Genomic DNA, 23,645 nt, shown 5'->3' with positions numbered 1-23,645 from the left:
AAAATCAAAATGGTAGCTCGCCTAAACTTTGAGCAAAAGCCTACCGAATATGCAACCAACCGCTTTGCCTTGCCACCCTCACAGCCTTGCCGTCCGACAGCGGACATGCGCGATGCTCACAGGCCCGCCTTGCCGATGGCGTGAATGACGCCATGCAGTTCCGCCAAGCCCTTCAGGCGGCCGATCAGCGAATATCCCGGATTGGTCGGCTTATCGATATCGTCGCCGATGAGATGCCCGTGATCCGGCCGCATCGGAATCAGATGGTCGTCGCGACCCTCGGTGCGTCGGCACGCCTCCTCGGCCAAAAGCGTTCGCAGGATGGCGTGCATGTCGCTGCGCCCCTCCAGATGGGAAGCCTCGACGAAGGAACCGTCGGGCTCGATCGAAACATCGCGCAAATGGGCGAAATTGATGCGCGATGCAAATTCACGCGCGATATCAAGCACGTCATTGTCGGCTCGAGACCCGAGCGATCCGACGCAGAGCGTCAAGCCGTTGGCCGGATGGTCGACGCTGCCAAGGATGCGGCGCAGATCCGCCGCCGTTGAAACGACGCGTGGCAGGCCGAAAAGCGAAATGGGCGGATCGTCTGGGTGGATTGCGAGCCTCGCGCCAAGCTCGGCGGCAACGGGCGCAACCTCTTGCAAAAACATGTCGAGATTGGACTGAAGATCCCGAGCCGTCATTCCCTCGAAGAGGGTGATGGTCGAGCGGATCGCCTCGCGACCGTAGCTATCTTCGCCGCCCGGAAGCCCGGCGATGATGTTGTTTTCCAGCCGTTGCATCGCATCCTCGGAAAGGCCCTTCAACCGCTCCTCGGCGCGTTGCACCAGCTCCGGCGCATAATCCGCCTCGGCACCCTTCCTGCGCAGGACGAAGACGTCATAGGCGACGAACTCCACCATGTCGAAACGCAGCGCAAGCGCCGTGGTCGACATTTCAAAGCGCAGATCCGTCCGCGTCCAATCGACCACCGGCATGAAATTATAGCAGATCGTCTTGATGCCGGACCGGGCGAGATTGACTAGGCTGTCTTTCCAGATGCCGATCGCGGCCTTGGCTCCGGCGCCGCCAAGCTTGATGGCGCTGGGCACGGGGATCGATTCACATACGCTCCAGCGCAGGCCCGCCGCCTCCACCAGGGCCTTTCGCGCCTCGATTTCAGCCGATGTCCAGGAGCGCGAATAAGAGACCTCATGCAGCGCCGTGACGATGCCCGTCGCCCCGCCTTGACGGGCATGCTGAAGCGGAACAAGATCCTTCGGCCCAAACCAACGCCAACAGCTCTCCATGCGACACCTCCTCCATTTGTTGGTCAAAATATCGCCAGATACGCAAATGTCCACTCCGAACACACCTTTCGGCGTGCTTGACAGTCCTTATTGACCAACAATATGTTTCCGGCGACGGAGGACGAATCGTGGTGGAGACCGCTGATATCGAGGACAGGGGCTCGGCGGTGGACCAGGTGGTCGATGCGCTGCGGCGGCTGATGCGCGAGCGCAATCTCGGCCTTGGGGATGCATTGCCCTCGGAGGCGGAGCTCGCCTCGATGTTCAACAGCAGCCGCAATACGGTCCGCGAGGCAATCCGCATCCTGAAGGCCTACGGCATCGTCGAAAGTCGCCAAAAGGTCGGCGCTGTTATCACCGACCGGCGTCAACAGGCGCTGATGGATCAGTTCTCCTTCGCGATCGACATATCGGCGGAAAGCTTTCTCGACATCCAGGGTTTTCGTCGCCTGATCGAGGTCAATCTCTGCGATCTTTTGTTCCTAAGCATTGATGAGGCGGCCATCGAAACGCTGCGATCGATCAACGACATAATGAAAGCTGCACCGGAACTTTCACAGGCCGCCGAGCTGGATTTCAAGTTCCACGCCGCTCTCGTCGGCTTTGCCGGCAATCAAACGCTGTCACAAGTCTATGGCATTCTGCAGCCATTGTTGCAAAGGCTGATGGAGGCGGGCAAGCGGTCCCGCGAAGCCGTCGACAGCGCCTATGACGAACACAGCGACATCATCAAGGCGTTGATACAACGGGATCGAATCGCCTACGCCTATCACATGAACCGCCACCTGCAGGCCGGGCTGCAATTCATCGCGCCGAAGGCCGTTTGAGACACCCATTTCTTCACGGATCCATGACATGAAAAGACAGACGCTCGACACCGGCTGGACCATCTCGCGCCTTCGCGCACCCTCCACCGCGCCGTCCCTGCCCAATACGATCCCGGCGGCTGTGCCCGGCAACGTGCATCTCGACCTGATGGCGGCCCAGCTGATCACCGACCCCTATCTCGATGTCAACGAGATCTCGCAGGACTGGATCGGCCGCGCCGCCTGGCGCTATCGCCTGGCCTTCGATTGGGACAGCGAAGAGGCCGAGCGCATCGATCTCTCCTGCCTTGGCCTCGATACGGCGGCGCGTCTGGAGCTGAACGGCACCGTGCTCGGCGAGACCCGCAACATGCATCGCAGCTATCGCTTCGACATTGGCGACAACCTTAAGAGCGGCCGCAACGAACTGATCGTCGACTTCCAATCGGCATACGAGCATGGCGAAGCCGTGCGCAAGCAGCTCGGCAGCGCCGCCGATATACCCACAAACTATCCCGGCCCCGGCAATCTCATCCGCAAGATGGCCTGCAATTTCGGCTGGGATTGGGGTCCGACCGTCGTCACCTCGGGCATCTGGAAGCCGATCGTCATCGAGAGCTGGTCGAAGGCGCGCCTCGGCAGCATTCGCCCGGAAATCACGCTGCAGGGCGGCCAGGGCGTCGCCCGCCTGCATGTGGAGATCGAATGGGCCGCGAAGGGCACCGATAGCATAGCCCTCGTGCTGTCGGTCGGCGGCAAGCGCTCGGAAGTCCGTGTCGCGCAAGGAGAGACCCATGCGCAGATCGAATGCCGCATCGACAATCCGCAGGTCTGGTGGCCGCACGGCCTCGGCGATCAGCCGCTCTACGACCTCGACCTTCAGCTTCAGGGCTCCGATGGTGCGGCGCTGGACGGCTGGAAGCGTCGTGTCGGCTTCCGTTCGGTGCGACTCGACACGACGCCGGATGAGATCGGCTCGGCCTTCACGCTCGTCGTCAACGACGTGCCGGTCTTTGCCCGCGGCGCCAACTGGATCCCGGACGACTGCTTCCTGCCGCGCGTCACACGGGAGCGCTATCGCGAGCGGATCGCCCAGGCCCGCGATGCCAACATGAACCTCCTGCGCGTCTGGGGCGGCGGCATCTACGAGACCGATACGTTCTACGAGGAATGCGACGCCGCCGGCATCATGGTCTGGCAGGATTTCCTGTTTGCCTGCGCCACTTATCCCGAAGAAGAACCTGTCTACAGCGAGATCGAGGCGGAGGCGCGCGAAGCCATCACCCGCCTCATGCCCTACGCCTCCCTGGTGATCTGGAACGGCAATAACGAGAATATCTGGGGCTATTTCGACTGGAATTGGCAGGATGTGCTCGGCAATCGTCCCTGGGGCGCCGGCTATTACCTTGATCTTCTGCCGAAACTGGTGGCCGAGATCGATCCGACACGGCCCTATTGGGCGGGAAGCCCCTATTCCGGCTCGATGGAGATCGCGCCGAATGCCGACGAGCATGGTTGCAAGCACATCTGGGACGTCTGGAACGAGGTGGGATACGAGACCTACCGCAACTATATCCCGCGTTTCTGCTCCGAATTCGGCTGGCAGGCGCCTTCAACCTTCGCGACACTGACGCAATCCGTGCGCGAGAAAGATCGCGCGCCGGCCTCTCCCGGCGTCCTGCACCATCAGAAGGCGACCACCGGCAACGACAAGCTGCTGAAGGGATTGGAGGGCTGGTTCCCGCATCCGGAAAATTTCGACGACTGGCTCTTCGTCACCCAGCTCAATCAGGCGCGCGCCATCGGCTTCGGCATCGACCACATGCGCTCGCACCGGCCGACCTGCATGGGCACGATCGTCTGGCAGCTCAATGATTGCTGGCCGGTGACCTCCTGGGCGGCCATCGACGGTGCGGGTCGCAAGAAGCCGCTCTGGTATGCGTTGAAGCACAGTTATGCCCCGCATCTTCTGACCATCCAGCCGCGCGGTGACGGCCTTGCCGCCGTTGCCGCCAACGATGCGACGCTGTTCTGGCGCGTGCCTTTCACCGTCGAGCGCTTCGATTTCAGCGGCAAGCTGCTTGCTCATCATTCCGTCTGGCGCGTCCTGTGCGACCGCTTCGAAAATACGGATATTCTGATCCCGAGCGATGTGGCGACGCCTGATGATCCCCAGCGGGAATTCCTGCGCGCGCGTCTCGGCGACGCCGAAGCCTGGTGGTTCTTCGAGAAGGACATGGAGCTGCACTATCCGCAGCCGCGCTTCGATATCCAGAGCGTGCAGACGGCCGATGGAATTGCGGTCACCATTACGGCACAAACGCTGCTGCGCGACCTCTGCCTGTTCGTCGATCGTATCAGCCCGAATGCTGAGGTCGACGACATGCTCGTCAATCTGATGCCGGGGGAAAACAGGACATTCCACGTCAGCGGTATTTCGAAGGAAGCCTTTGACAACGCGGAGCTTTCAGCCATCGTTCGCACGGCCAACCAGGTCGCAGAGACGCCGACGCATCGATGAAAGAGGCAGTGTTTCCAGTCGAAAGACCCGGCGTTCCTTGCCGGGTCGAGGCATATGTTTTCCGTAAGCCAGCAGGCAGCAGTCACGAAAGATTGCTGTCGCGAATGGCAAAAATGCCGCCTATGATCAGGCTCAGCCTTGTGATCTAGTACCCCCATCCGATCCATGAATCAGCGAGACTCCGCTTATGTCCTCGGACTTCAATCGCAGCTTTCAGACGCCCCGTCGCGAAGAACTCGGTCTTACCACGCTTACCAATAGTGCCGGTCTTTCGGTTTCAGCGCTGCCGAACGGCACGCTGTTTTCAATCGATTTCGCCGACCAGCAGGGCGGCGTCATGATCAATCAGGTGCTCGGATCGCCCGTCTATGGCGGCATCGGCCGGCTTTATCTGCGCGTCGGCGGCGCAAAGCCGGAAAATCTGCGCGTCGGCGGCGCAAAGCCGGAAACGGCCGAGATCGTCGGTCCGAAGGCCGCCGTGCGTTTCGGTCATGCCGAGAGCGGCCTTTGCTGGAGCGGCGAGACGGCCGGCATCAAGCACACGGTCAGCCTCCAGCTGTACCCCGGCGAAGCCACGTGGTTCTGGCAGGTATCGCTGGAAAACACCACCAGCGCAGCGCTCACGGCCGATCTCGTCCTCCTTCAGGACGTCGGTCTTGGCGATCGCGGCTTCCTGATGAACAGCGAGGCCTATGCCTCGCAATATATCGATCATCATATCGCCAGCCATGCCGTATTCGGGCCCGTGGTCATGAACCGGCAGAACCTCAAGCAGGGCGGCAAACGCAACCCCTGGCTGGCGCAGGGCTGCCTGGAGGGTGCAGCGGCCTACGCGACCGACGCGATCCAGCTCCTTGTGCCGTCGAAAGACAATGACGGCGTCATGGTACCAGACTTCGGCGTCAGCCTACCGAGCGTACGCCGGCAGCACGAGGTCGCCTGCCCGGCGATCCAGTCGAAGCCGCTATCGCTGGCATCGGGCGCGACAGCTACAACGACCTTCTTCGGTCTCTTCGTTGCCGACCATCCGGCCGCCTCGAGCGACGCCGATCTTGCGCGCCTCGATCCCTTGCCGAAATTGCTGGGTGAATTGGCCGATGACATGATCGTCGCCGCGCCGCCTGCCCGCAGCCTTGTGCAGGACGCACCTTTCGCCGTCAGCGACACCCTTGATCAGGCCTACATCGATACGCTTTATCCCAAGCGCATGCTCGAAGAGCATGTCGACGGGAAGCTCATTTCCTTCTTCGTGCCGGATGGGCCGCACAACCGGCACATCGTGCTCAGCGAAAAGGAGCGTGTCGTGGCGCGCCGTCACGGCGCCATCGTCCGCAGCGGGCAGAACATGCTGCTCGACGACCAGACCTTGGCTGCTACCTGCTGGATGCAGGGCATCTTCGCCGCGCAGCTGACCATCGGCAACACTTCCTTCCACAAACTCTTCTCCGTCTCTCGCGACCCCTACAATCTGACGCGGTCGAGCGGGCTGCGCATCCTCGTCGATCTCGGCGAGGGCTGGCGCCTGCTCGGCGTGCCCGCTGCCTTCGAGATTGGGCTGAGCGATACCAGCTGGATCTATCGGCTGTCCGGCCGCACCATCACAGTGTCGGCAATCGCCTCCGGCGACGATCCGGCCATGCAATGGAACGTTTCGGTCGAAGGGAAAGCCTGCCGCTTCCTGATATTCGGCCATATCGTGCTCGGCGAACGCGATTATGAAGCCGTTGCCAATATTGCCATCGATACGGAGAACAAACAGATTTCCTTCCGCCCGCAGCCCTCGTGGCTATGGGATCGCTATCCGCAGGCAGCCTATCATCTCGTCACTTCGACACCCGACGCCTTCGAGGCCATCGGCGGCGACGAACTGCTCTATGACGACGGCACCTCGCGCAATGGCCCGTTCATCGCGATGAAGTCGCATCCCACGCAGGAATTGCGCTTTGCCGTTACCGGCTCGATGGCCGACGCTGCTGCGGGCGAGGCTTTTGCCGCTCGCTATGCTGCGGGCGTGACGAGCGAAGAGATGCTGGCGCCTGCGCAGCGCTTCTGGAGCCATGTGACGCGCAACGCACGCATCGAAGGCGATGACCCGGACGTAATCGCGCAGGCCGTCATGGTGCCCTGGATTGCCCATGATGCGATCGTGCACCTGAGCGTGCCGCATGGGCTTGAGCAATATACCGGTGCGGCCTGGGGAACGCGTGACGTCTGCCAGGGTCCCGTGGAATTCCTGCTTGCTTACGAGCACGACGAGGAAACCCGGCAGGTTCTGAGCACCGTCTTTTCCGAGCAGTATCGCGATCGCGGCGACTGGCCGCAATGGTTCATGCTGGAGCCCTACGCCAATATCCGCGCCGGCGACGCCCATGGCGATATCGTCGTCTGGCCGCTGAAGGCGTTGTGCGACTATATCGAGGCGACGGGCGATATCACCTTCCTCGCCGAAACGGTGCCGTGGCGTGCCGACGACACCATGCAGCTGACCACAGAGCATGCAACGATCTCCGATCACGTAGAAAAGCTGCTCGAAACCGTGCGCAGCCGCTTCGTGAAGGGCACGAGCCTTATCCGCTACGGCGACGGCGACTGGAACGACAGTCTGCAGCCGGCCGACCCGCACTTGCGCGACTGGATGGTCAGCAGCTGGACCGTTTCACTGCTTTACGAGCAGCTGGTGCGCTATGCCAAGATCCTGACGCTCAACAGCCGCAGCGATGAGGCGCAGGCACTGCAGGAGATTGCAGCCGCCATGCGCGACGATTTCAACCGGCTCCTGATGCGAGACGGCATCGTCGCCGGCTATGGCGTCTTCGATCCGAGCCATGATGGCGTCGAACTGCTGCTGCACCCGCAGGATACCCGGACCGGCCTGCACTATTCGCTGATTGCGATGACGCAGCCGATGATCGGCGGCCTGTTCACGCCGGAGCAGCGTCACGACCATATGAAGATCATCCGTGAGAACCTGCTGTTCCCGGATGGCGTTCGATTGATGGAGAAGCCGGCGACCTATGCTGGCGGACCCGAAACGCTGTTCCGCCGCGCTGAATCCTCGTCCTTCTTCGGCCGCGAGATCGGCCTTATGTATGTGCATGCGCATCTGCGCTACTGCGAGGCATTGGCGCTCGACGACGATGCCGAAGCGGTGTGGGCGGCACTGGCGCTCGCCAATCCGATCGCCGTCAGCGGCCGGCTGGAGCATGCATCGCTGCGCCAGCGCAACACCTATCTCAGCAGCAGCGACGCCGCCTTCGACGATCGCTATCACGCTTCGTCAGACTGGGCTCGCGTCAAGGCGGGCGATATTGCAGTGGATGGAGGCTGGCGCACTTACTCGAGCGGCCCCGGCCTCTATACCAAGAGCCTGATCGGCAATGTCTTCGGCTTCAAGCGGGACTTCGGCCAGCGCATCCGCAAGCCGCTATTGCCGGCTTCGGTCGGTGCGTGCGAGGCAAAGCTGGATTTCAAGGCTTAATCCTATGAATAGCAAGCAGGGAGCCGCTGGTGCGGCTCCCTCGTTCTAGAATTAAGCTGCCTCATCCCATACCGGTGCAAGTCCATCAGGGCTGACGATGCGGCCATCCGGGCGGCTAAGCGCGTGGATTGCCGCCATCTCATCCTGCGTCAGTGCAAAATCGAAGATGGCCGCATTTTCCATTGCGCGGCTTTCGGAAACGGTCTTCGAAAGTACAACCAGACCCTGCTGCACGATCCAGCGCAGGACGATCTGGACAACCGATTTTCCGTGCCGGCTGGCGATCTCCTTCAACACCGGATCCGACAGCACCTTGCCGTCGGCCATGGCATAGTAGGCGGTAACCGACATGCCGAGGCTTCTCGCCGTCTCGATCACAGCGGACTGGTCGAGATAGGGATGATATTCGATCTGATTGGTGACGAGCGGCAGTTCGCTCAGTTCCGCGGCCTTGCGCATCAGCGCCCGGTTGAAGTTGGAAACGCCGATATGGCGCACCCTCCCCGCTCTTGCCACCTGGTTCAGGGCGCCGATCTGCTCGGCAAGCGGCACTGTCGCGTTCGGCCAGTGGAGCAGCAGGAGATCGACGTAATCGGTCTTCAGCTTCGTCAGGCTTTCGTCAACCGAGGCGACGAAAGCGTCGTGGCGATAGTTCTCGACCCAGACTTTTGTGGTCAGGAACAGATCGGCGCGGGCAATACCGGAGTGCCGGATGCCATCGCCGACTTCGGCTTCGTTGCCATAGATCTGAGCCGTATCGATGTGGCGATAGCCGTTGCGGAGTACATGCGCCACCATGCGTTCGGTGTCAGGCCCGGGCACGCGGAACGTGCCGAAACCGAGAGCGGGAATGGAGGCGCCGTTGGCGCTGACGATTTGCATGGATTGTCCTTTCGATTGCAAAGTTTGATCAGGCAGCGCAGGAGACGGCCTGCGTCGCGGAGGCCGAGCGGCGGTCGAGCGCGCCGCTCCAGAGGGTGAACAGCAGGGCAGCGACGACCAGGATCGCACCGACCCAAGGCGTGGCGCCGAGGCCAAGCGAAGATTCCACCACCAGCCCGCCAACCCACGCACCGGCGGCAATGCCGAGATTGAAGGCGGCAATATTGAGGGCCGAGGCGACATCGACGGCGGCAGGACGCACCTCGCGGGCAAGCTGGACGACATAGAGCTGCAGGCCGGGCACGGTGGCGAACGACAGGAAGCCAAGGGCTGCGAGCGTCGGAATGGCGAGCCATGGCGAAACGGCCGTGAAGGTGAAGAGCGCCAGCACAATCGCCTGGGCAACAAACAGCCACGTCAGCGTGCGGACCGGATTGCCGTTGGCAAGGCGACCGCCGACGACATTGCCGATGGCAATGGCGATACCATAGAGCACCAGGATGAGGCTGACAGCAGAGGCTTGAAAGCCGGTCACGTCTTGCAGGATCGATGCCAGGAACGTGAAGGTGACGAAGGTACCGCCATAGCCCAGCGCGGTCATGGCGAAGACGATCAGCAACCGGCCGCTTGCAAGCACGCGAACCTGCTCGCCGATGCTGGCTGGCGGCGCCTTCTTCAGGTTCGACGGCAGCAGCAGCGCGATCGCGGCAAGAGCGATGACGCCGAGGGCTGCGACGGCAGCAAAGGTGGCGCGCCAGCCGAAGGTCTGGCCGATGAAGGTACCAAGGGGAACGCCGGTCACGATGGCAACCGTCAAGCCCATGAACATCATGGCAATCGCCGAGGCACGGCGGTTTTCCGGCACGAGATCGGCCGCAATGGTCGAGCCAACGGAGAAGAATACGCCGTGAGCAAAGGCAGAAAGCACGCGAGCAACCAAAAGCGGCGCATAGGACGGGCTCAAAGCGGCCATGCTGTTGCCGATGATGAACAGCGCCATCAGGCCGAGCAATAGCGGCTTACGCTCGATACGGCCGGTGAGCGCCGTCAGGATCGGTGCACCGAAGGTGACGCCGAGGGCATAGACGCTGACGATGAGGCCGGCGAGCGGCAGGTTGATATGGAGGTCGTTCGCCACGGTGGGCAGCAGACCGACGATGACGAATTCGGTTGTCCCGATCGCATAGGCAGCGATCGTCAACGCAAAAAGAGCGAGAGGCATGAGATCACCCGATCCAAAAGGCAGACCGGAGAGTTCCGGCTGCACAGGTTCTTGTTCGAGAGAGAATATGGGGCCGGGACATTCAATCGATAATCGCCTATATAAACGCAACACTTGTGAATTGAATTCAAAGTCGGGAGTCAAAGATGGACAATCGCGCCGGCGAGATGGACGTCTTCGTTCAGGTGGCGACCCTTCGCAACTTCTCGGCTGCCGGACGGAAACTGCGCCTGTCTCCATCCGCCGTCAGCAAGCTCGTCACCCGGCTGGAAGAGCGGCTGAACACCCGTCTTCTGGTGCGCACGACGCGCTCCCTACAATTGACGCCGGAAGGGGAGATCTATCTCGAAAAGGCGCAGGCGATCCTTGCGGATATTCAGGAGGCGGAGCGGATCGTGGCAGCCGGCGGAGCGGCCGTGCCACGCGGATCGCTGCGGGTCAGCGCCTCCGTCGCCTTTGGCGTGAGCTGCCTTGTGCCACTCATTCCCGATTTCCTGGCACGCTACCCGGAGATCGAACTGGACATCTCGCTCACCGACAGCATCATCGATATCGTCGGCGAGCGCGCCGACGTCGCCATCCGTTCGGGATTGCTTCGCGATAGTTCGCTCAAGGCCCGCAAGCTGCTGGAAAGCCGCCGCGTCGTCGTCGCATCGCCGGCCTATGTCGAAAGGAAGGGTCTTCCGAAGACGCCGGAAGAGCTCGACCGCCATAATTGCCTGACCTTCAATTTTCGTGCGACCGCCGAAGGCTGGCCTTTTCGCGATCCGCATAGCGGCGCGCAATTCGTGAAAACCGTTGAGGGCAATCTCCAGGCCAACAACGGCCCGACCGTGCGCAGCCTTTGCCTTGAGGGCATGGGGCTTGCCCGCATCGGACAATTTCACGTGCAGCCGGACATCGATGCTGGACGGCTGGTAACAGTTCTGGAGGACTTCAATCCGGAAGATATCGAAAACATCCATGCCGTCTACGCCGGCCATGAGCATCTGGCGGCCCGCATTCGCGCCTTTATCGACTTTCTGGTTAACCGAATCGGATAAACCGAATCCGGACACTCCAGAGCGGAGAGCAGGATTTGGAAACGGAACTCTACCTCCCGATCAAGTCATTTCTCGAGACGGCGGGCTATGCCGTGAAGGGCGAGATCGGCGGCTGCGATCTCGTCGGGCTCAATGACGGCGAGCCGCCCGTCGTCGTCATCTGCGAGCTGAAGCTCACTTTCAATCTGGAACTGATCCTGCAGGCAGTCGATCGTGCTGCGGCGAGCGACGAAGTCTGGATTGCCGCCCGGGTCTCGGCAAAGGGCAAAGGTCGCGAAAGCGACCGGCGCTTCCGCGACCTATGCCGGCGGCTTGGCTTCGGCATGCTGGCGGTGGCCGACAGCGGCACCGTCGACATCGTCGTCAGCCCGCTCTCGCCGATGCCGCGCAAGAATGCCCGTCGCAGATCACGGCTTGTTGACGAACATCGCCGGCGAAAGGGCGATCCGGCACTGGGCGGCAGCACACGCAAGCCGATCATGACTGCCTATCGCCAGCAGGCCCTTGCCTGCGCCGCAGCGATCGAAAACGGCGTGCAGAAACCGAAAGATATGCGTGCAGCAGCGCCAAAGGCGCCGCAAATTCTGAGGGATAACGTCTACGGCTGGTTCGAACGCGTCGATCGCGGCATCTATGCGCTCACGGAAGTCGGGGCGGAAGCGCTTAAACGATGGCCGGCGCCGCAGCCCTGAATATGGAGAAATTCCGGCTGCAAAAAATTAAATTCATGTAATATCTTAAAATTTTGCAATAATAACATGATCAATATTTAATTTGTAAAAGTCAATTGGCGGATCATATTACATGACAGCGCCAATTCAATTTTATACTTCGCTTCCCCACAGTAAATGCGGGAAACAAAGGCTCCCGAAAACGAATTGACGTGGACCCATTCGACGCCTGTCCCGGAGATGGACAAGACGCCAATTCGCCAACAATCTCGCAAGGGACTTTTGCCATGTCATCTCTTCTCCGCAAACACCGCACCGCCGCCATTGTCGGAGCCGCCATCATCGTCGGCGCGGGCGCGTTGCCTTTTGCCTTCAGCACGTCCGCAACCCTCGCAGCCGCAGCCGAGCCTGCCGGCATCATCGCGCCCGGCGGCTCCTTCGCCCCGATCGTCGACGCGGACAAGCCTGCCGTCGTCACCGTCACCACAACCATGAAGGCGACGGACACGAGCGCCGACAGCGGCGACTCGCCGATGGACGAGCAGTTCCGCCAGTTCTTCGAAAACCAGGGCATCCCCTTCCCGAAGCAGGCGCCGCACCAGCAGCAGAGCCAGCGTGCCATGGCACTCGGCTCCGGCTTCGTCATCAGCCCTGACGGCATCATCGTCACCAACAACCACGTCATCCAGAACGCTGTCGACATCAAGGTGACGCTCGATGACGGCACCGAACTGCCGGCCAAGCTGCTGGGCGCCGACGCTAAATCGGACCTTGCCGTCCTGAAGATCCAGGCACCGAAGCCGCTGGCAACCATCGCCTGGGGCGATTCCGACAAGTTGAAGCTCGGCGACCAGATCCTGGCCATCGGCAACCCCTTCGGCATCGGCACGACAGTCACCGCCGGCATCGTCTCGGCCCGTGGCCGTGACCTGCATAGCGGCCCCTATGACGACTTCATCCAGATCGATGCCCCCATCAACCACGGCAATTCCGGCGGCCCGCTTGTCGACCGCGAAGGCAATGTGGTCGGCATCAACACCGCCATCTATTCGCCCAACGGCGGCAGTGTCGGCGTCGGCTTTGCCATTCCTTCCGACGAAGCCAAGACGATCGTCGCCAAGCTGGAAAAGAATGGTTCGATCGATCACGGCTATCTCGGCGTTGCAATCCAACCGGTAACCGCCGATGTCGCCAACGCCATGGGCTTGTCGCAGACGCAAGGTGCGCTCGTTGCCAGCGTCAATGACGGAACCCCCGCTGCCCGTGCCGGCATCAAGAGCGGTGACGTCGTTACCGCCGTCGGCAATGAAAGCGTGAAGACGCCGAAGGACCTGTCGCGGCTTGTCGCCGATCTGTCCCCGGGCGACCAGCGTTCGGTTACCCTGTGGCGCAACGGCAAGAGCATGGACGTCAATGTCACCATCGGCGGCAATGACGACAGCAAGCAGGCCGCCAATGACAATGGCGATGGCAAGGTTCAGCCTTCCAACCAGCCGAGCATCGGCGTCGGCCTTGCCAACCTCACCCCCGATCTACGCCAGCAGTTGAACCTGCCGCACGGCGTCGAGGGTGCAGTCGTTGCCAGCGTCAACCCGGACAAGCCGGCCGCCGCAGCCGGCATCCAGACCGGCGACATCATCGTCTCGGTCAACGATCAGCCGGTTAGCAACGCCCACGAGGTGCAGACCGCCGTTGCACAGGCAAGCAAGGATGGCCGCAAATCCGTCCTTCTGCTGATCGAGCGCGATGGCGACAAGACGTTCGTGGCCGTACCGTTCTCGGCCGCCTGAAGCCTGAAAGCCACAAACACAACAAGCCCCGCTTCCGGCGCCGGAAGCGGGGCTTTTTCGTATCACAGATCGAAACATCGGCGCCTGCGTCCCGCGCTATCTCAGAGCGTGAGCAACCCTCGACCGCTGCGACGTGATCGGGAACCGAAACGCGAAGACCCGCTTGACAACCCCGGACATCCCTAACAGAAGACTCGGCTTCGGCTTTGACATATCGCTGTTTTTGTCCAAACTCTGCCTTTGTGATGGTACAAAGACGTCGTGGGCAGATAGGAACGACCCGATGGCGGACCTTTTTGCCTGCCGGAAAAATCAACGGCAAAGGGCTTCGGCCCTTGGGACAGGACGAAGCGGCGGCAGGAGTTGGAGTGACTGATCCATACGACATTCTCGGCGTTGCGCGCGATGCGGGCGAAGAGCAGATCAAGGCGGCCTATCGCAAGCGGGCGAAGGCGGCACACCCCGATTCCGGCGGCGATACCGACGCCTTCTCGCAGTTGCAGAAGGCCTATGAGCTGCTTCTGGATCCCGTGCGCCGAAAAGTCTTCGACGACACCGGCTACGATGTCGAATTGACCGATGCCGTCGATCTGCAGGCGCTGGTCGCCATCGAGAAGCTTATTACCGATATGGTTCTGGACGAACGTGAACCCGGGACCTTCGATCCGGTTGCCAAGATGCGGGCGGCTCTTCTCGAAGAGATCCGCAAGGCGCATTTCAGCAAGAGCGAACTGGAGCGGCATTCCAATCGGATCAACCTTCATCTCGACCGTCTTGGAAAACGCCCCGGCAAGGATGTTGTCGGCCACATGCTGCGGGCACGCATCAAGGCGATAGCCACCGCAATCAGTGAAACCGAATCAAAGATCGGCGCCAACGAACGCGCCTGCGACATGCTCGACGGCTATCTCTATGTCATGGACGAATCTGAAGACGAGCCAGAATTGGCACCCGATATCGAATGGGACGAAGCGCCCAAGGTCCGCTCCGCCGCCCAGTGATTGCGCCATTGATCATAGCTTGCATGTGAGGACATCGATAAAAGCCCATCCAGGCTGATCTTCGCGGTCGACCGAAGCCACCTCGAAGACGGTCGGTTTGCTCGCCTTTATCTCGATCGCAGGCTCTTTTCAGCAACGCTATGTTGCAATGCAACAATCGTCCCTAGACAAATCGAAGGGCTGGCCTAGATGAAGCCTCCAGTACGCCGTTCGGATCCATCGAAAGATGGCCGCACGACGATCGGCCGACGCCGGAAGACGCCTGCGCCGGTTGAAAATTTAAAACGTGGAGTATGCGATTGCTGGTTTCCCAAGCGGATGACATCGTCTTTGAACATCTGAGCGAAAACCGATCGCGGGCCGCATTGAGGGGCGCATTCTGGTCGGCACTGGACACGTTGATCCCGACGGCGCTCAACAGTCTTGTCTTCGTTGTCACGTCGCGATTTCTTCTGCCGCAGGATTTCGGTCTCGTTGCGCTCGCCTTCGCCATCGTCAGTTTCACCGCCGGCTTTGGGCCTACAGCCTTCGGCGAAGCGCTGATCCAGCAGAAGTCGATCCGGCGTAGCCATCTCGACACGGTCTTCTGGCTGTCCTTCCTTTCGGCGGCCATTCTCTATGCCGCGCTGTTTGTCCTTTCCCCGACCGTTGCCCATTGGGTCGGCCACGACGAGATCGTCAGCCTGTTGATGATCATCGGATTGAAGATTTTCTTCGACATGATGATCATCGTTCCCAACGCCTTGATCGGCAGGACGATGTCCTTTCACCTCGCGGCGGCGCGTACAGCAATCGCCACCTGCGTATCCGCGACCATCTGCCTGTCGCTGATCTTCGCCGGCTTCGGCCTGTGGGCGCTTGCGATCGCGCAGATCGCGGCGCCGGCCGCAGCCTGCATTGCAGCCTTCTGGGGCGCCAAATGGCTGCCCGGTGTCAGGATCAAGCTCTCGAGCCTGCGGGAATTGCTGCACTACGGCATATTCGCCTCCGGCAACCGGTTCCTGCAGACCATGAACCTTGATCAGCTGATCATCGGCACCCTGGTGAGCCCGGCAGCACTCGGTATCTATAATTTCGCTAGACGCCTGTATGAAATGCTCAACAACGTGGTCGCCGGCGGCCTGACCTCGGTGAGCCATGTCCTGCTCTCCTCCCTGCAGCACGATCAGAACAAGGTCCGTGAGGCCTTCCTCATGGCCACCTTCGGCTGCTCGCTGATTTCCTTTCCGGCTTTCATGGGGCTCGCGGCCGTTGCCGACGATGCCATCCCGCTGATCTTCGGCCCGCACTGGGCGGCGGCCATCTGGCCGGTGCGCTTCTTCTGCGTGATCGGCCTGATGGCCGGCATAGGCGTCATCCAGGCATCCCTGATCACAAGCCAGGGCAAATCCGATTGGTGGTTTTACTACCAGCTGGTGCGCAACATCGTCACCATCCTGACCGTGCTTCTTCTTTACAAATACGGCGTTAGCACCATCGTCTTTGCGCTGATGGTCGAAGTGCTTATGCTGTGGCCCGCGACGCTGTGGATGGTCTCCCGGTTGATCGGGCTAAGCATCCCGCAATATTTCGGCCAGTTCCTCAGACCGATCGCCGCCTATCTCGGCATGCTTGTCGCGGTATTGGCGATATCGTCTGCCATGCGCGATTGGTCCCTGGCTTCACGCCTGGTCAGCGAAATTCTGGTCGGCGGCATCACCTATTCAGCTCTTATCTTCCTCCTATGCAGGGAAAGAATCCTCTTCCTGGTGCGCACGACGCTGCAAGGTCGTCACGCAAAAGCTTAATAACTGCCGTCGCGGGCAACGGATCGAAATAAGGCAGCCAAATGCCTCTTCGATCCCCCGCTATGGCAGCACCAACTGTCAGAAAGGGCGCGTTTATGACACTGGTTACCTTCATCATCCCCGTTCGTCATCAGGCCAATTCGAACGATTGGCCTTCGTTGAAGAGGAGGCTATCGCAAACGATAGCTTCGATTTCCGGACAATCCAACGGCGACTGGCGCGCCGTGATCGTTGCCAATGAGGGCGCCGATTTGCCCGATCTGCCACCGAAATTCTCGGCAGAGCGCGTAACCTTCCCGCCAAATCAGCTGCACGACATCAACGGCGCTGACCGCGAAAAAGTCTACGACGCATTCCGTCTGGACAAGGGTCGCCGGGTGCTGGCCGGAATGCTTTCCGCCCGCGACACGCGCTTCTTCATGATCGTCGACGACGATGATTTCGTCAGCGCCAACATCGTCGAGTTTGCCGCAAAGAACGCCGATGCCAATGGCTGGAAAATCGACCGCGGCTACCTTTGGAACGAGGGTGGTCGGCTGCTGCTGCATCACAACGATTTCGCCAATTTCTGTGGCACATCGCTGATCATCCGCTCGGATCTCTACCGGCTGCCGGCAACCTTCGAGGACGCGGATATCGATTACATCAAGTCGATGCTCGGCAGCCATGTGCGCATCGGCAAGATGCTCGCCGATCAAGGCCATCCGCTGGGGTCGCTCCCCTTTCGCGGCGCGATCTACCGGGTCGGGCACAGCGGCGCTCACAGCAAGTCCTCCAATCTGATCCGGACCCATTTTCTGAACCCATCGGTGCTGCGCCATCCACGCCAGTTCCTGGGAAATCTCTCACGTGTCCGCCCGCTAGATCGCAACCTGCGAAGTGAATTCTTCGGCGTTCGCGCAGCCGGATAGGCCACACGCGTCGCTTTCGCTCAACGAGGTCTCGATCAATGCCGGCTGATGCAACAAGACATAGATACGCCGCCCTGGACGCCATGCGCGGCCTGGCGGCATTCGCCGTTGTCGTCTACCATCTCGACAGGCCCTATGCGCCATCAGCCTACATCGCGGTCGATTTCTTCTTCGTTCTCAGCGGATTTGTGATCGCCCGCGCCTATGGCGAAAAGCTGGCCGGCGGCATGACCGTCTCGGCCTTCATGAAGGCACGATATATACGCCTCTATCCGCTCTTCCTGATCGGCAGCGTCTTTGGCCTCGTCCAGTTGCTGTTGCACTGGCAGGCGGCAGGCGTCGGGCGCGCCGATCTCTTCGCGAGCATCTTGTCGACCGTCTTCATGCTGCCTTCGCCAAGCTTCCTGACCCGATCGGCCGGAGACCTCTGGCCGCTTTATCCGCTGAATGGGCCCGCCTGGTCGCTCTTCTGGGAGCTGCTGGCAAATCTGGTATTCGCGCTCGTGCTTTTCAGATTGAAAACGCGAACACTTATCGCCATTGCCGTTGTTTCTCTGGCGGCGCTGATCGCTTCGGTCTTCGTTCACAGGTCGCTTGACCTCGGCTGGGAATGGCACTCGGTGGATGGCGGCCTCGCTCGCGTGTTCTTCTCATTCACCCTCGGCATGATCATCTACAGGCTCCGGAGCCATTCCGCGCTCGGGCGAACAGTAAATACCTACTTCGCCGTCCTACCGATCGCAGCGATTTGCATCCTGTTGCTCCTGCCCACCTCTTCGCTGAAATATGCGCTGATATTCTGCATCCTGATCTCACCGCTCATCGTCCTTGCCGGCACGATGCTTGAGCTTCCGGCCAGTTTGCAGCGGATCGGCGTTTTCCTCGGCTATCTCTCCTATCCGATCTACATGTGCCATCGCGGCTTTACCGAGATCTACGGCCATGTTTTCCGTGAGATGCAGTCGCAGCCCCTTGCCTATATTGCTCTCTATCTCGCCTTGATATCCGTCATCGCCTTTGTCTCGGCGCAGCTTGCCACTCTGCTCGTCAAATATGCGTCATCCTGGAAAAGCGAGACCAAGAGAGTGAGCGCCAGTACGCCCGGCGAATAGCTCTCGGCAAAGTCAGGTATGGACGGCGGCGAGCGCGATAGCATCGGCGACTTCATCGCGGCGCTCTGAAAGATTGGCGGTCGCAACGCGCAAATGGCTGCTGGGCAGGATGGAGAATTTGGCGCCCGGATGCACTGCTATGCCCCGTGCCGCAAGCGTCACCATTGCGAAGGGTTCGGACGAGACAGGTATCCAGGCGCACAACCCTTCTCCGTGAAGCGCTTTCACACCGCGCTCGCCAAGAGCATCGATCAGACCGGCCCGGCGCTCGCGATAGGTTTTGCGGGCGTGATCCAGACACGCGCCAGTCGCGGGATCGCGCAGCAGCCAGGCGGCTGCCGCCTGCAGGATACGGCTGGTCCAGCCGGAACTAAAGCTGCGATAGGACTGGATCTGGTCGATGATCGCGCGCGAGCTCGACAGCACCGCGAGGCGCAGATCCGGCCCGTGTGTTTTCGAAAATGAGAGAATATGGATGACGCGGTCGGGGAAAAGATGCCCCATGGAATGACGCGGAGCCGTCGAGATATCGGCCACACCATCGTCTTCCACGATCAGCGTATCCTTGTCGCGAAGGATGTTGGCAAGGCTTGCCATGCGCGCGGGGCTGACGCTCTGGCCGGTGACGGAATGGATACGCGGCTGAAAGACGAAGGCGACCGGTCGGTACTTCAACGCCTCTTCCAGCGAGGACGGCAGCGGCCCCTCATCATCGCATTTTACCGGAATGATGCGGGCGCCACGATCCTCCAAAATATCCAGCAGCCGCATGCCTGTGGGGTCCTCGATAGCGACTGAGGCGCCCGGCATGACGAGAGCATTGATCAAGGTATAGACGGCGTTATAGCCGCCATTGGTCGCCAGAAAGGCTTCGGGCTCATAAGGCCAGGCTTTCCTCACCTCCTCCTCCAGCTCCGGCAGGATGCGGCTGCGCTCGTAACTGTTGAGGTTTTCGGCCGAGGCCCCATAGGTCATCGCCGCTTCCAGCTTCGGCAGCAGCCGGACATCGGGAACGGCCACGGTCAGGTTCAGTGCGCCGTCGCCATAGTCACCCACGCTCGCAAGGCGCACCGGCTTGGCGACGAAACGATCGCCGCTCACCCAGGTGCCATTCCTGCCGCGACCGCTGATGATCTTCTGGCGCCGGAGTTCGCTCCAGGCCTCCGACAACGTCGCCGGACTGATACCGAGTGCAAAGGCCAGATCGCGGATCGGCGGCAATTTGGTGCCGACAGGCAGCGCGCCGGCGCGGATCAGCGCACTGGTCTCGATCGCGATGCCGCGAATCGTCCGATCGTTCAATTTTTCGGCAAACCACTTCGCGTCCCGATTTTCGCCCATTTCCGCGCCATCTTTTAATGTTCAATAACGTAATAACATTTGATCGACCCATATTGAACATTTACTCATCTGGAAAACAAGTTCTCTTGCGAGTGAATATCCATGCCCCTTACTCTCCGCCTCGCCCTCCGTGACTGGGACTACATGACGCCGTTGGTGCTGGGTGACGTCTCCTCCCCCAAGCTCGATCTCAAGGTCGACCGGGTCGGAACGCTCATCTCGCACGTTGGCAAGAGCGATGCCTATGACGCGGCCGAGACCTCCTTCAGCCGCTATACGCAATTGCGCATCGATGGCGACGAGAGCATCGTCGGCATTCCGAATTTCATCATGCGTGGCTTCCGCCACCGCTGCGTCATCACCGCGAAGGACAGCCCGATCACAACCTTCGGGCAATTGGCCGGCAAGCGCATCGGCGTCACCGGCTGGCGCGACTCCGGCAACACCTGGACGCGCGCAGCGCTCCGCCGTGAAGGCGTCGGTGTCGAGGACGCCATGTGGTATGCCGGTCGCCTGACCGAAGCCCACCCGATCGTCGACCGCCTCGACGGCTTCGGCCGTCCCGGCCGCATCGAGGCAGCCCCAGCCGAAAGGCCGATGGTCGACCTTCTGAAAGAGGGCGGGCTCGACGCGATCTTCACGCCCTTCATGCCGGACGGCTATTTCGCCGGCGGCTCTGCTTTCCGCCAGGTGCTTTCGGATTTCCGCGGCGCTGAACGTCGCTATTTCGATGAGGTGGGCTATGTACCGGGTATGCACCTGATCGGATTGAAGGCGGCGATCGTCGCCGAGCATCCCTGGGTCATTGCCGAGCTGAGCGCCCTGATCGATGAATCGCAGCGCGTGTGGCTCAGCAAGCGGCGCAAATATGCCGATACGACACCCTTCATGCTCGACGAACTGCTGAAATCGGCAGCCGAGCTGCCGGAGGGCTGGGATGCGAGCGGCTTTGCGGCCAATCGCAAGATGATCGGCGATTTCGCCGGCGAGCTCCATGTGCAGGGGATCCTGCCGCGGCTGATGACGCCGGAAGAACTCTTTCCGTTCGACGTCGACGGCAGCCGGACGAAAGCAGCATAGCCATCGACTGAAATTCAAAAGCGCAAAGCAAAAAAGGGGAATGAATATGTCGCTGAAGAAAATGACCTATCTTGCACTGGCAAGCCTGATGATTTCGGGCCCGTCTTTCGCGCAGGACGCCGGCCTACCGAAGCTCTCGGTCAACGAGGAGCTGCGCGCCAAGCTGCCGGAAAGCCTCCGCACGGCAGGCAAGATGATTTCGGTCAACAACGGTTCGTTCCCTCCCTATGAAATCGTCACCGGCACCAAGCTGACCGGCGCCAGCGCCGATCTGACCGATGCTATCGGCGAAGTGCTCGGCGTAAAGATCGAGCACGAGAGCGTCAGCGGCCTACCTGCCATCCTCGCAGGCATCAATTCCGGCCGCTATCAGTTCGCCTTCGGCCCGATCGGCGATTTCAAGAGCCGCGAAGAATCCAACGATTTCGTCGACTGGGTTCAGGAATTCGTCGTCTTCGCGGTACAGAAGGGTAATCCGAAAGGCATTACCTCGCTCGACACCGCCTGCGGCCAGCGCATTGCCGTCATGGCCGGCGGATCGGCTGAAAAGGTCATCCAGGTTCAGGCCGAGAAATGCAAGACCGACGGCAAGGGCGCGATCGAGGTCCAGTCCTTCACCGACCAGCCAAGCTCGATCCTTGCCGTCCGCTCCAAGCGCTCCGATGCCTTCTTCTCCTCCCAGGCGCCGCTCACCTATTTCGTTTCGCAGGCGAACGGCCAGCTTGTGCTGACCGGCGTCGGCCAGAAGAACGGCTTCGAAGACCTCTATCAGGGCGCCGTGGTGCCGAAGGGCTCGCCGCTTGGGCCTGTTCTCAAGGATGCCGTCAAGCTTCTGATGGACAACGGCATCTATGCCGCCATCATGAAGAAATGGGGCCTTGAGAACAACATGATCAAGGAACCGGGTCTCAATCTTGGCGGGACGTTGCCGAAATGAGTATGAATACCGGAGATATCGCATCGCCATCCGGCGATGCGGCCGAACGGGATGTGGTGAATGCCCACAAACCGTTCCCCAAGGGCCGCGTGGCAGCCTGGGTGGTGACGCTTGCGATCGCGGCCTATTTCGCCTGGTCGGTCGCCAACAACGAGAATTTCGGCTGGCACGTCGTCGGCCAATATTTCTTCGATCCCGTCGTCATCAGCGGCCTTTATGTCTCGCTCGGCCTCACTGTCATCGCCATGGCGATCGGCATCGTGCTTGGCCTGCTGCTGGCGGTCGCCCGCTTGTCGAAGGACACCCTGGCAAGCTCGCTCGCCTCCCTGTTCATCTGGTTCTTCCGCGGCACGCCGCTGCTCGTGCAGCTGATCTTCTGGTACAATCTCTCGACGCTTTTCCCGACGCTTTCGATCGGCATTCCCTTCGGCCCGACGTTCGTCAGCTGGGACACGAACTCCGTCATCAGTCCGATGACAGCAGCCATTGCCGGCCTGGCACTCAATGAAGCCGCCTATATGGCGGAGATCATCCGTGGCGGCCTGCTTTCGGTCGACAAGGGCCAGTTCGAAACGGCCGAAGCCTTCGGCATGACGCAGGCCCGCGCGCTCCGCCGCATCATCATCCCGCAGGCGATGCGCTCCATCGTGCCGCCGACAGGCAATCAGCTCATCAGCATGATCAAGGCGACCTCGCTCGTTAGCGTCATCGCCATGGCCGACCTGCTCTATTCCGTGCAGTCGATCTACAACCGCACTTTCGAGGTCGTCCCGATGCTGCTCGTCGCCGTCCTCTGGTATCTGCTGATCACCTCGGTGCTGAACATCGGCCAAAGCTATATCGAGCGCTATTACAGCCGTAGCGACCGCCGCACCGGCGCAGCCAAGGCAGCAAAGGACGATGCTCCAATGCTGGTACCGGCACAGGAGGCGGGCCAATGAACGCCAACGTCAACCTGCCGCCACTCGTGCGCGCCCGCAACGTCCATAAATCCTTCGAGCATCTCGAAGTGCTGAAGGGCATCGACCTCGATGTCGCGCCGGGTGAAGTGGTCGTCATCCTCGGCCCCTCCGGCTCCGGCAAATCCACCTTCCTGCGCTGCATCAACCATCTGGAATCCATCAATCGTGGGGCGATCGAGGTGGATGGGGAACAGATCGGCTACCGGATGAACAGGGGCCGCCTCGTGCAGCTCTCCAGTCACGCGATCGCGTTGCAGCGGCGCAAGATCGGCATGGTGTTCCAGCAGTTCAACCTTTATCCGCATATGACGGCACTGCAGAATATCATCGAAGCACCCATCGGCATCCACGGCGAAAGCCGGAAGCAGGCGACGGACAATGCGCGGGCTCTGCTCGAGCGCGTCGGACTTTCGGCCAAGGCCGATAATTATCCCCGCCAACTGTCCGGCGGCCAGCAGCAGCGCGTGGCGATTGCAAGAGCGCTGGCGATCAAGCCGAAGCTGATGCTGTTCGACGAGCCGACATCGGCGCTCGATCCGGAACTCGTCGGCGAAGTGCTCGCCACCATGCGCGATCTCGCCAAGCAGGGCCTGACGATGATCGTCGTCACCCACGAGATCGGCTTTGCCCGCGAAGCGGCCGACCGGGTCGTCTTCATGGATGGCGGCAAGATCATCGAGCAGGGCAAGCCGGAGGATGTCATCGGCAATCCGCAGCATCCCCGCACCAGAAGCTTTCTGTCGCGCTTCATCTAGCGCGGCAGCATTGACACCCCTTTGAGACCCGCGCCCCGACTGAGTGTGTGG

General features: G+C 60.9%; 18 protein-coding genes. 14 read left to right on the top strand and 4 right to left on the bottom strand.

What is annotated here, in order from left to right; genetic code table 11:
* Positions 1-116: 116 nt before the first annotated feature.
* Positions 117-1,295 carry a mannonate dehydratase gene (uxuA, locus tag JTP94_RS17335; protein ID WP_204851714.1) on the bottom strand — a complete coding sequence of 393 codons (1,179 nt, stop codon included), beginning with the start codon at positions 1,293-1,295 and terminating at the stop codon, positions 117-119.
* Between the two features lie 128 nt (positions 1,296-1,423).
* Between uxuA and JTP94_RS17330 the strand changes: the two genes are divergently transcribed.
* The 3 genes from JTP94_RS17330 to JTP94_RS17320 all read left to right on the top strand — a co-directional run bounded on the left by JTP94_RS17330 (position 1,424) and on the right by JTP94_RS17320 (position 8,100).
* Positions 1,424-2,122 carry an FCD domain-containing protein gene (locus tag JTP94_RS17330; RefSeq protein ID WP_271023931.1) on the top strand — a complete coding sequence of 233 codons (699 nt, stop codon included), beginning with the start codon at positions 1,424-1,426 and terminating at the stop codon, positions 2,120-2,122.
* A gap of 28 nt (positions 2,123-2,150) precedes the next feature.
* Positions 2,151-4,622, top strand: a complete 2,472-nt coding sequence (locus JTP94_RS17325) for a glycoside hydrolase family 2 protein (RefSeq protein ID WP_204851713.1) — start codon at positions 2,151-2,153, stop codon at positions 4,620-4,622.
* 187 nt (positions 4,623-4,809) lie between these two features.
* Entirely contained in the window at positions 4,810-8,100 is a 3,291-nt protein-coding gene (locus JTP94_RS17320; RefSeq protein WP_204851712.1) for a GH36-type glycosyl hydrolase domain-containing protein, read from the top strand.
* 51 nt (positions 8,101-8,151) lie between these two features.
* Here the strand turns inward: JTP94_RS17320 and JTP94_RS17315 are convergent, their stop codons facing one another.
* Positions 8,152-8,982: an aldo/keto reductase gene (locus JTP94_RS17315; RefSeq protein WP_204851711.1), complete on the bottom strand. Its 831-nt coding sequence runs from the start codon at positions 8,980-8,982 to the stop codon at positions 8,152-8,154.
* A gap of 28 nt (positions 8,983-9,010) precedes the next feature.
* Positions 9,011-10,204: an MFS transporter gene (locus JTP94_RS17310; protein WP_204851710.1), complete on the bottom strand. Its 1,194-nt coding sequence runs from the start codon at positions 10,202-10,204 to the stop codon at positions 9,011-9,013.
* Positions 10,205-10,350: 146 nt separating this feature from the next.
* On the opposite strand from JTP94_RS17310, the gene JTP94_RS17305 reads away from it, so the two are divergent.
* The 7 genes from JTP94_RS17305 to JTP94_RS17275 all read left to right on the top strand — a co-directional run bounded on the left by JTP94_RS17305 (position 10,351) and on the right by JTP94_RS17275 (position 18,519).
* Positions 10,351-11,247, top strand: a complete 897-nt coding sequence (locus JTP94_RS17305; RefSeq protein WP_204851709.1) for a LysR family transcriptional regulator — start codon at positions 10,351-10,353, stop codon at positions 11,245-11,247.
* A 35-nt stretch (positions 11,248-11,282) separates the two neighbouring features.
* On the top strand, positions 11,283-11,939 hold the full coding sequence (locus JTP94_RS17300) for a DUF2161 domain-containing phosphodiesterase (protein WP_204851708.1): 657 nt from the start codon (positions 11,283-11,285) through the stop codon (positions 11,937-11,939).
* 266 nt (positions 11,940-12,205) lie between these two features.
* The gene (locus tag JTP94_RS17295; protein ID WP_204851707.1) at positions 12,206-13,708 is read left to right on the top strand and encodes a DegQ family serine endoprotease; all 1,503 of its coding nucleotides are present in this window, start codon (positions 12,206-12,208) and stop codon (positions 13,706-13,708) included.
* Between the two features lie 368 nt (positions 13,709-14,076).
* Positions 14,077-14,709 carry a J domain-containing protein gene (locus tag JTP94_RS17290; protein WP_204851706.1) on the top strand — a complete coding sequence of 211 codons (633 nt, stop codon included), beginning with the start codon at positions 14,077-14,079 and terminating at the stop codon, positions 14,707-14,709.
* A gap of 299 nt (positions 14,710-15,008) precedes the next feature.
* Positions 15,009-16,496, top strand: a complete 1,488-nt coding sequence (locus tag JTP94_RS17285) for a lipopolysaccharide biosynthesis protein (protein WP_204851705.1) — start codon at positions 15,009-15,011, stop codon at positions 16,494-16,496.
* A gap of 95 nt (positions 16,497-16,591) precedes the next feature.
* Positions 16,592-17,407, top strand: a complete 816-nt coding sequence (locus JTP94_RS17280) for a hypothetical protein (protein ID WP_034506458.1) — start codon at positions 16,592-16,594, stop codon at positions 17,405-17,407.
* A 38-nt stretch (positions 17,408-17,445) separates the two neighbouring features.
* Positions 17,446-18,519 (top strand): acyltransferase, encoded by a 1,074-nt coding sequence (locus JTP94_RS17275; protein ID WP_204851704.1) that lies wholly within the window; start codon positions 17,446-17,448, stop codon positions 18,517-18,519.
* Between the two features lie 12 nt (positions 18,520-18,531).
* Here JTP94_RS17275 and JTP94_RS17270 read toward each other — a convergent pair whose 3' ends face one another.
* The gene (locus JTP94_RS17270) at positions 18,532-19,860 is read right to left on the bottom strand and encodes a PLP-dependent aminotransferase family protein (protein WP_204851703.1); all 1,329 of its coding nucleotides are present in this window, start codon (positions 19,858-19,860) and stop codon (positions 18,532-18,534) included.
* Positions 19,861-19,962: 102 nt separating this feature from the next.
* Between JTP94_RS17270 and JTP94_RS17265 the strand changes: the two genes are divergently transcribed.
* From JTP94_RS17265 to JTP94_RS17250, 4 genes are read left to right on the top strand one after another with little or no spacing between them, the layout of a single operon-like run.
* Positions 19,963-20,940: a nitrate ABC transporter substrate-binding protein gene (locus tag JTP94_RS17265; RefSeq protein WP_204851702.1), complete on the top strand. Its 978-nt coding sequence runs from the start codon at positions 19,963-19,965 to the stop codon at positions 20,938-20,940.
* 46 nt (positions 20,941-20,986) lie between these two features.
* A complete protein-coding gene (locus tag JTP94_RS17260) occupies positions 20,987-21,877 on the top strand; it encodes an ABC transporter substrate-binding protein (protein ID WP_204851701.1) in 891 nt (296 codons plus the stop codon).
* Positions 21,874-22,818, top strand: coding sequence for an amino acid ABC transporter permease (locus JTP94_RS17255; protein ID WP_204851700.1), 945 nt, complete (start codon positions 21,874-21,876; stop codon positions 22,816-22,818). Before JTP94_RS17260 ends, JTP94_RS17255 begins: the two co-directional genes overlap by 4 nt.
* A complete protein-coding gene (locus JTP94_RS17250; RefSeq protein ID WP_204851699.1) occupies positions 22,815-23,594 on the top strand; it encodes an amino acid ABC transporter ATP-binding protein in 780 nt (259 codons plus the stop codon). Before JTP94_RS17255 ends, JTP94_RS17250 begins: the two co-directional genes overlap by 4 nt.
* The last annotated feature ends 51 nt before the right edge of the window (positions 23,595-23,645 follow it).

The sequence above is a fragment of the Martinezella lusitana genome, from assembly GCF_016901135.1.
In the GTDB taxonomy this organism is placed as follows: Bacteria; Pseudomonadota; Alphaproteobacteria; order Rhizobiales; family Rhizobiaceae; genus Rhizobium; species Rhizobium lusitanum_D.
This window is presented reverse-complemented; position numbering and strand designations above follow the sequence as displayed.

Coding starts and splice junctions, on each gene's coding strand:
- JTP94_RS17255 (WP_204851700.1), top strand. CDS start 21,874: ATGAGTATGAATACCGGAGATATCGCATCGCCATCCGGCGATGCGGCC.
- JTP94_RS17270 (WP_204851703.1), bottom strand. CDS start 19,860: ATGGGCGAAAATCGGGACGCGAAGTGGTTTGCCGAAAAATTGAACGAT.
- JTP94_RS17260 (WP_204851701.1), top strand. CDS start 20,987: ATGTCGCTGAAGAAAATGACCTATCTTGCACTGGCAAGCCTGATGATT.
- uxuA (WP_204851714.1), bottom strand. CDS start 1,295: ATGGAGAGCTGTTGGCGTTGGTTTGGGCCGAAGGATCTTGTTCCGCTT.
- JTP94_RS17250 (WP_204851699.1), top strand. CDS start 22,815: ATGAACGCCAACGTCAACCTGCCGCCACTCGTGCGCGCCCGCAACGTC.
- JTP94_RS17315 (WP_204851711.1), bottom strand. CDS start 8,982: ATGCAAATCGTCAGCGCCAACGGCGCCTCCATTCCCGCTCTCGGTTTC.
- JTP94_RS17280 (WP_034506458.1), top strand. CDS start 16,592: ATGACACTGGTTACCTTCATCATCCCCGTTCGTCATCAGGCCAATTCG.
- JTP94_RS17275 (WP_204851704.1), top strand. CDS start 17,446: ATGCCGGCTGATGCAACAAGACATAGATACGCCGCCCTGGACGCCATG.
- JTP94_RS17310 (WP_204851710.1), bottom strand. CDS start 10,204: ATGCCTCTCGCTCTTTTTGCGTTGACGATCGCTGCCTATGCGATCGGG.
- JTP94_RS17325 (WP_204851713.1), top strand. CDS start 2,151: ATGAAAAGACAGACGCTCGACACCGGCTGGACCATCTCGCGCCTTCGC.
- JTP94_RS17320 (WP_204851712.1), top strand. CDS start 4,810: ATGTCCTCGGACTTCAATCGCAGCTTTCAGACGCCCCGTCGCGAAGAA.
- JTP94_RS17305 (WP_204851709.1), top strand. CDS start 10,351: ATGGACAATCGCGCCGGCGAGATGGACGTCTTCGTTCAGGTGGCGACC.
- JTP94_RS17295 (WP_204851707.1), top strand. CDS start 12,206: ATGTCATCTCTTCTCCGCAAACACCGCACCGCCGCCATTGTCGGAGCC.
- JTP94_RS17265 (WP_204851702.1), top strand. CDS start 19,963: ATGCCCCTTACTCTCCGCCTCGCCCTCCGTGACTGGGACTACATGACG.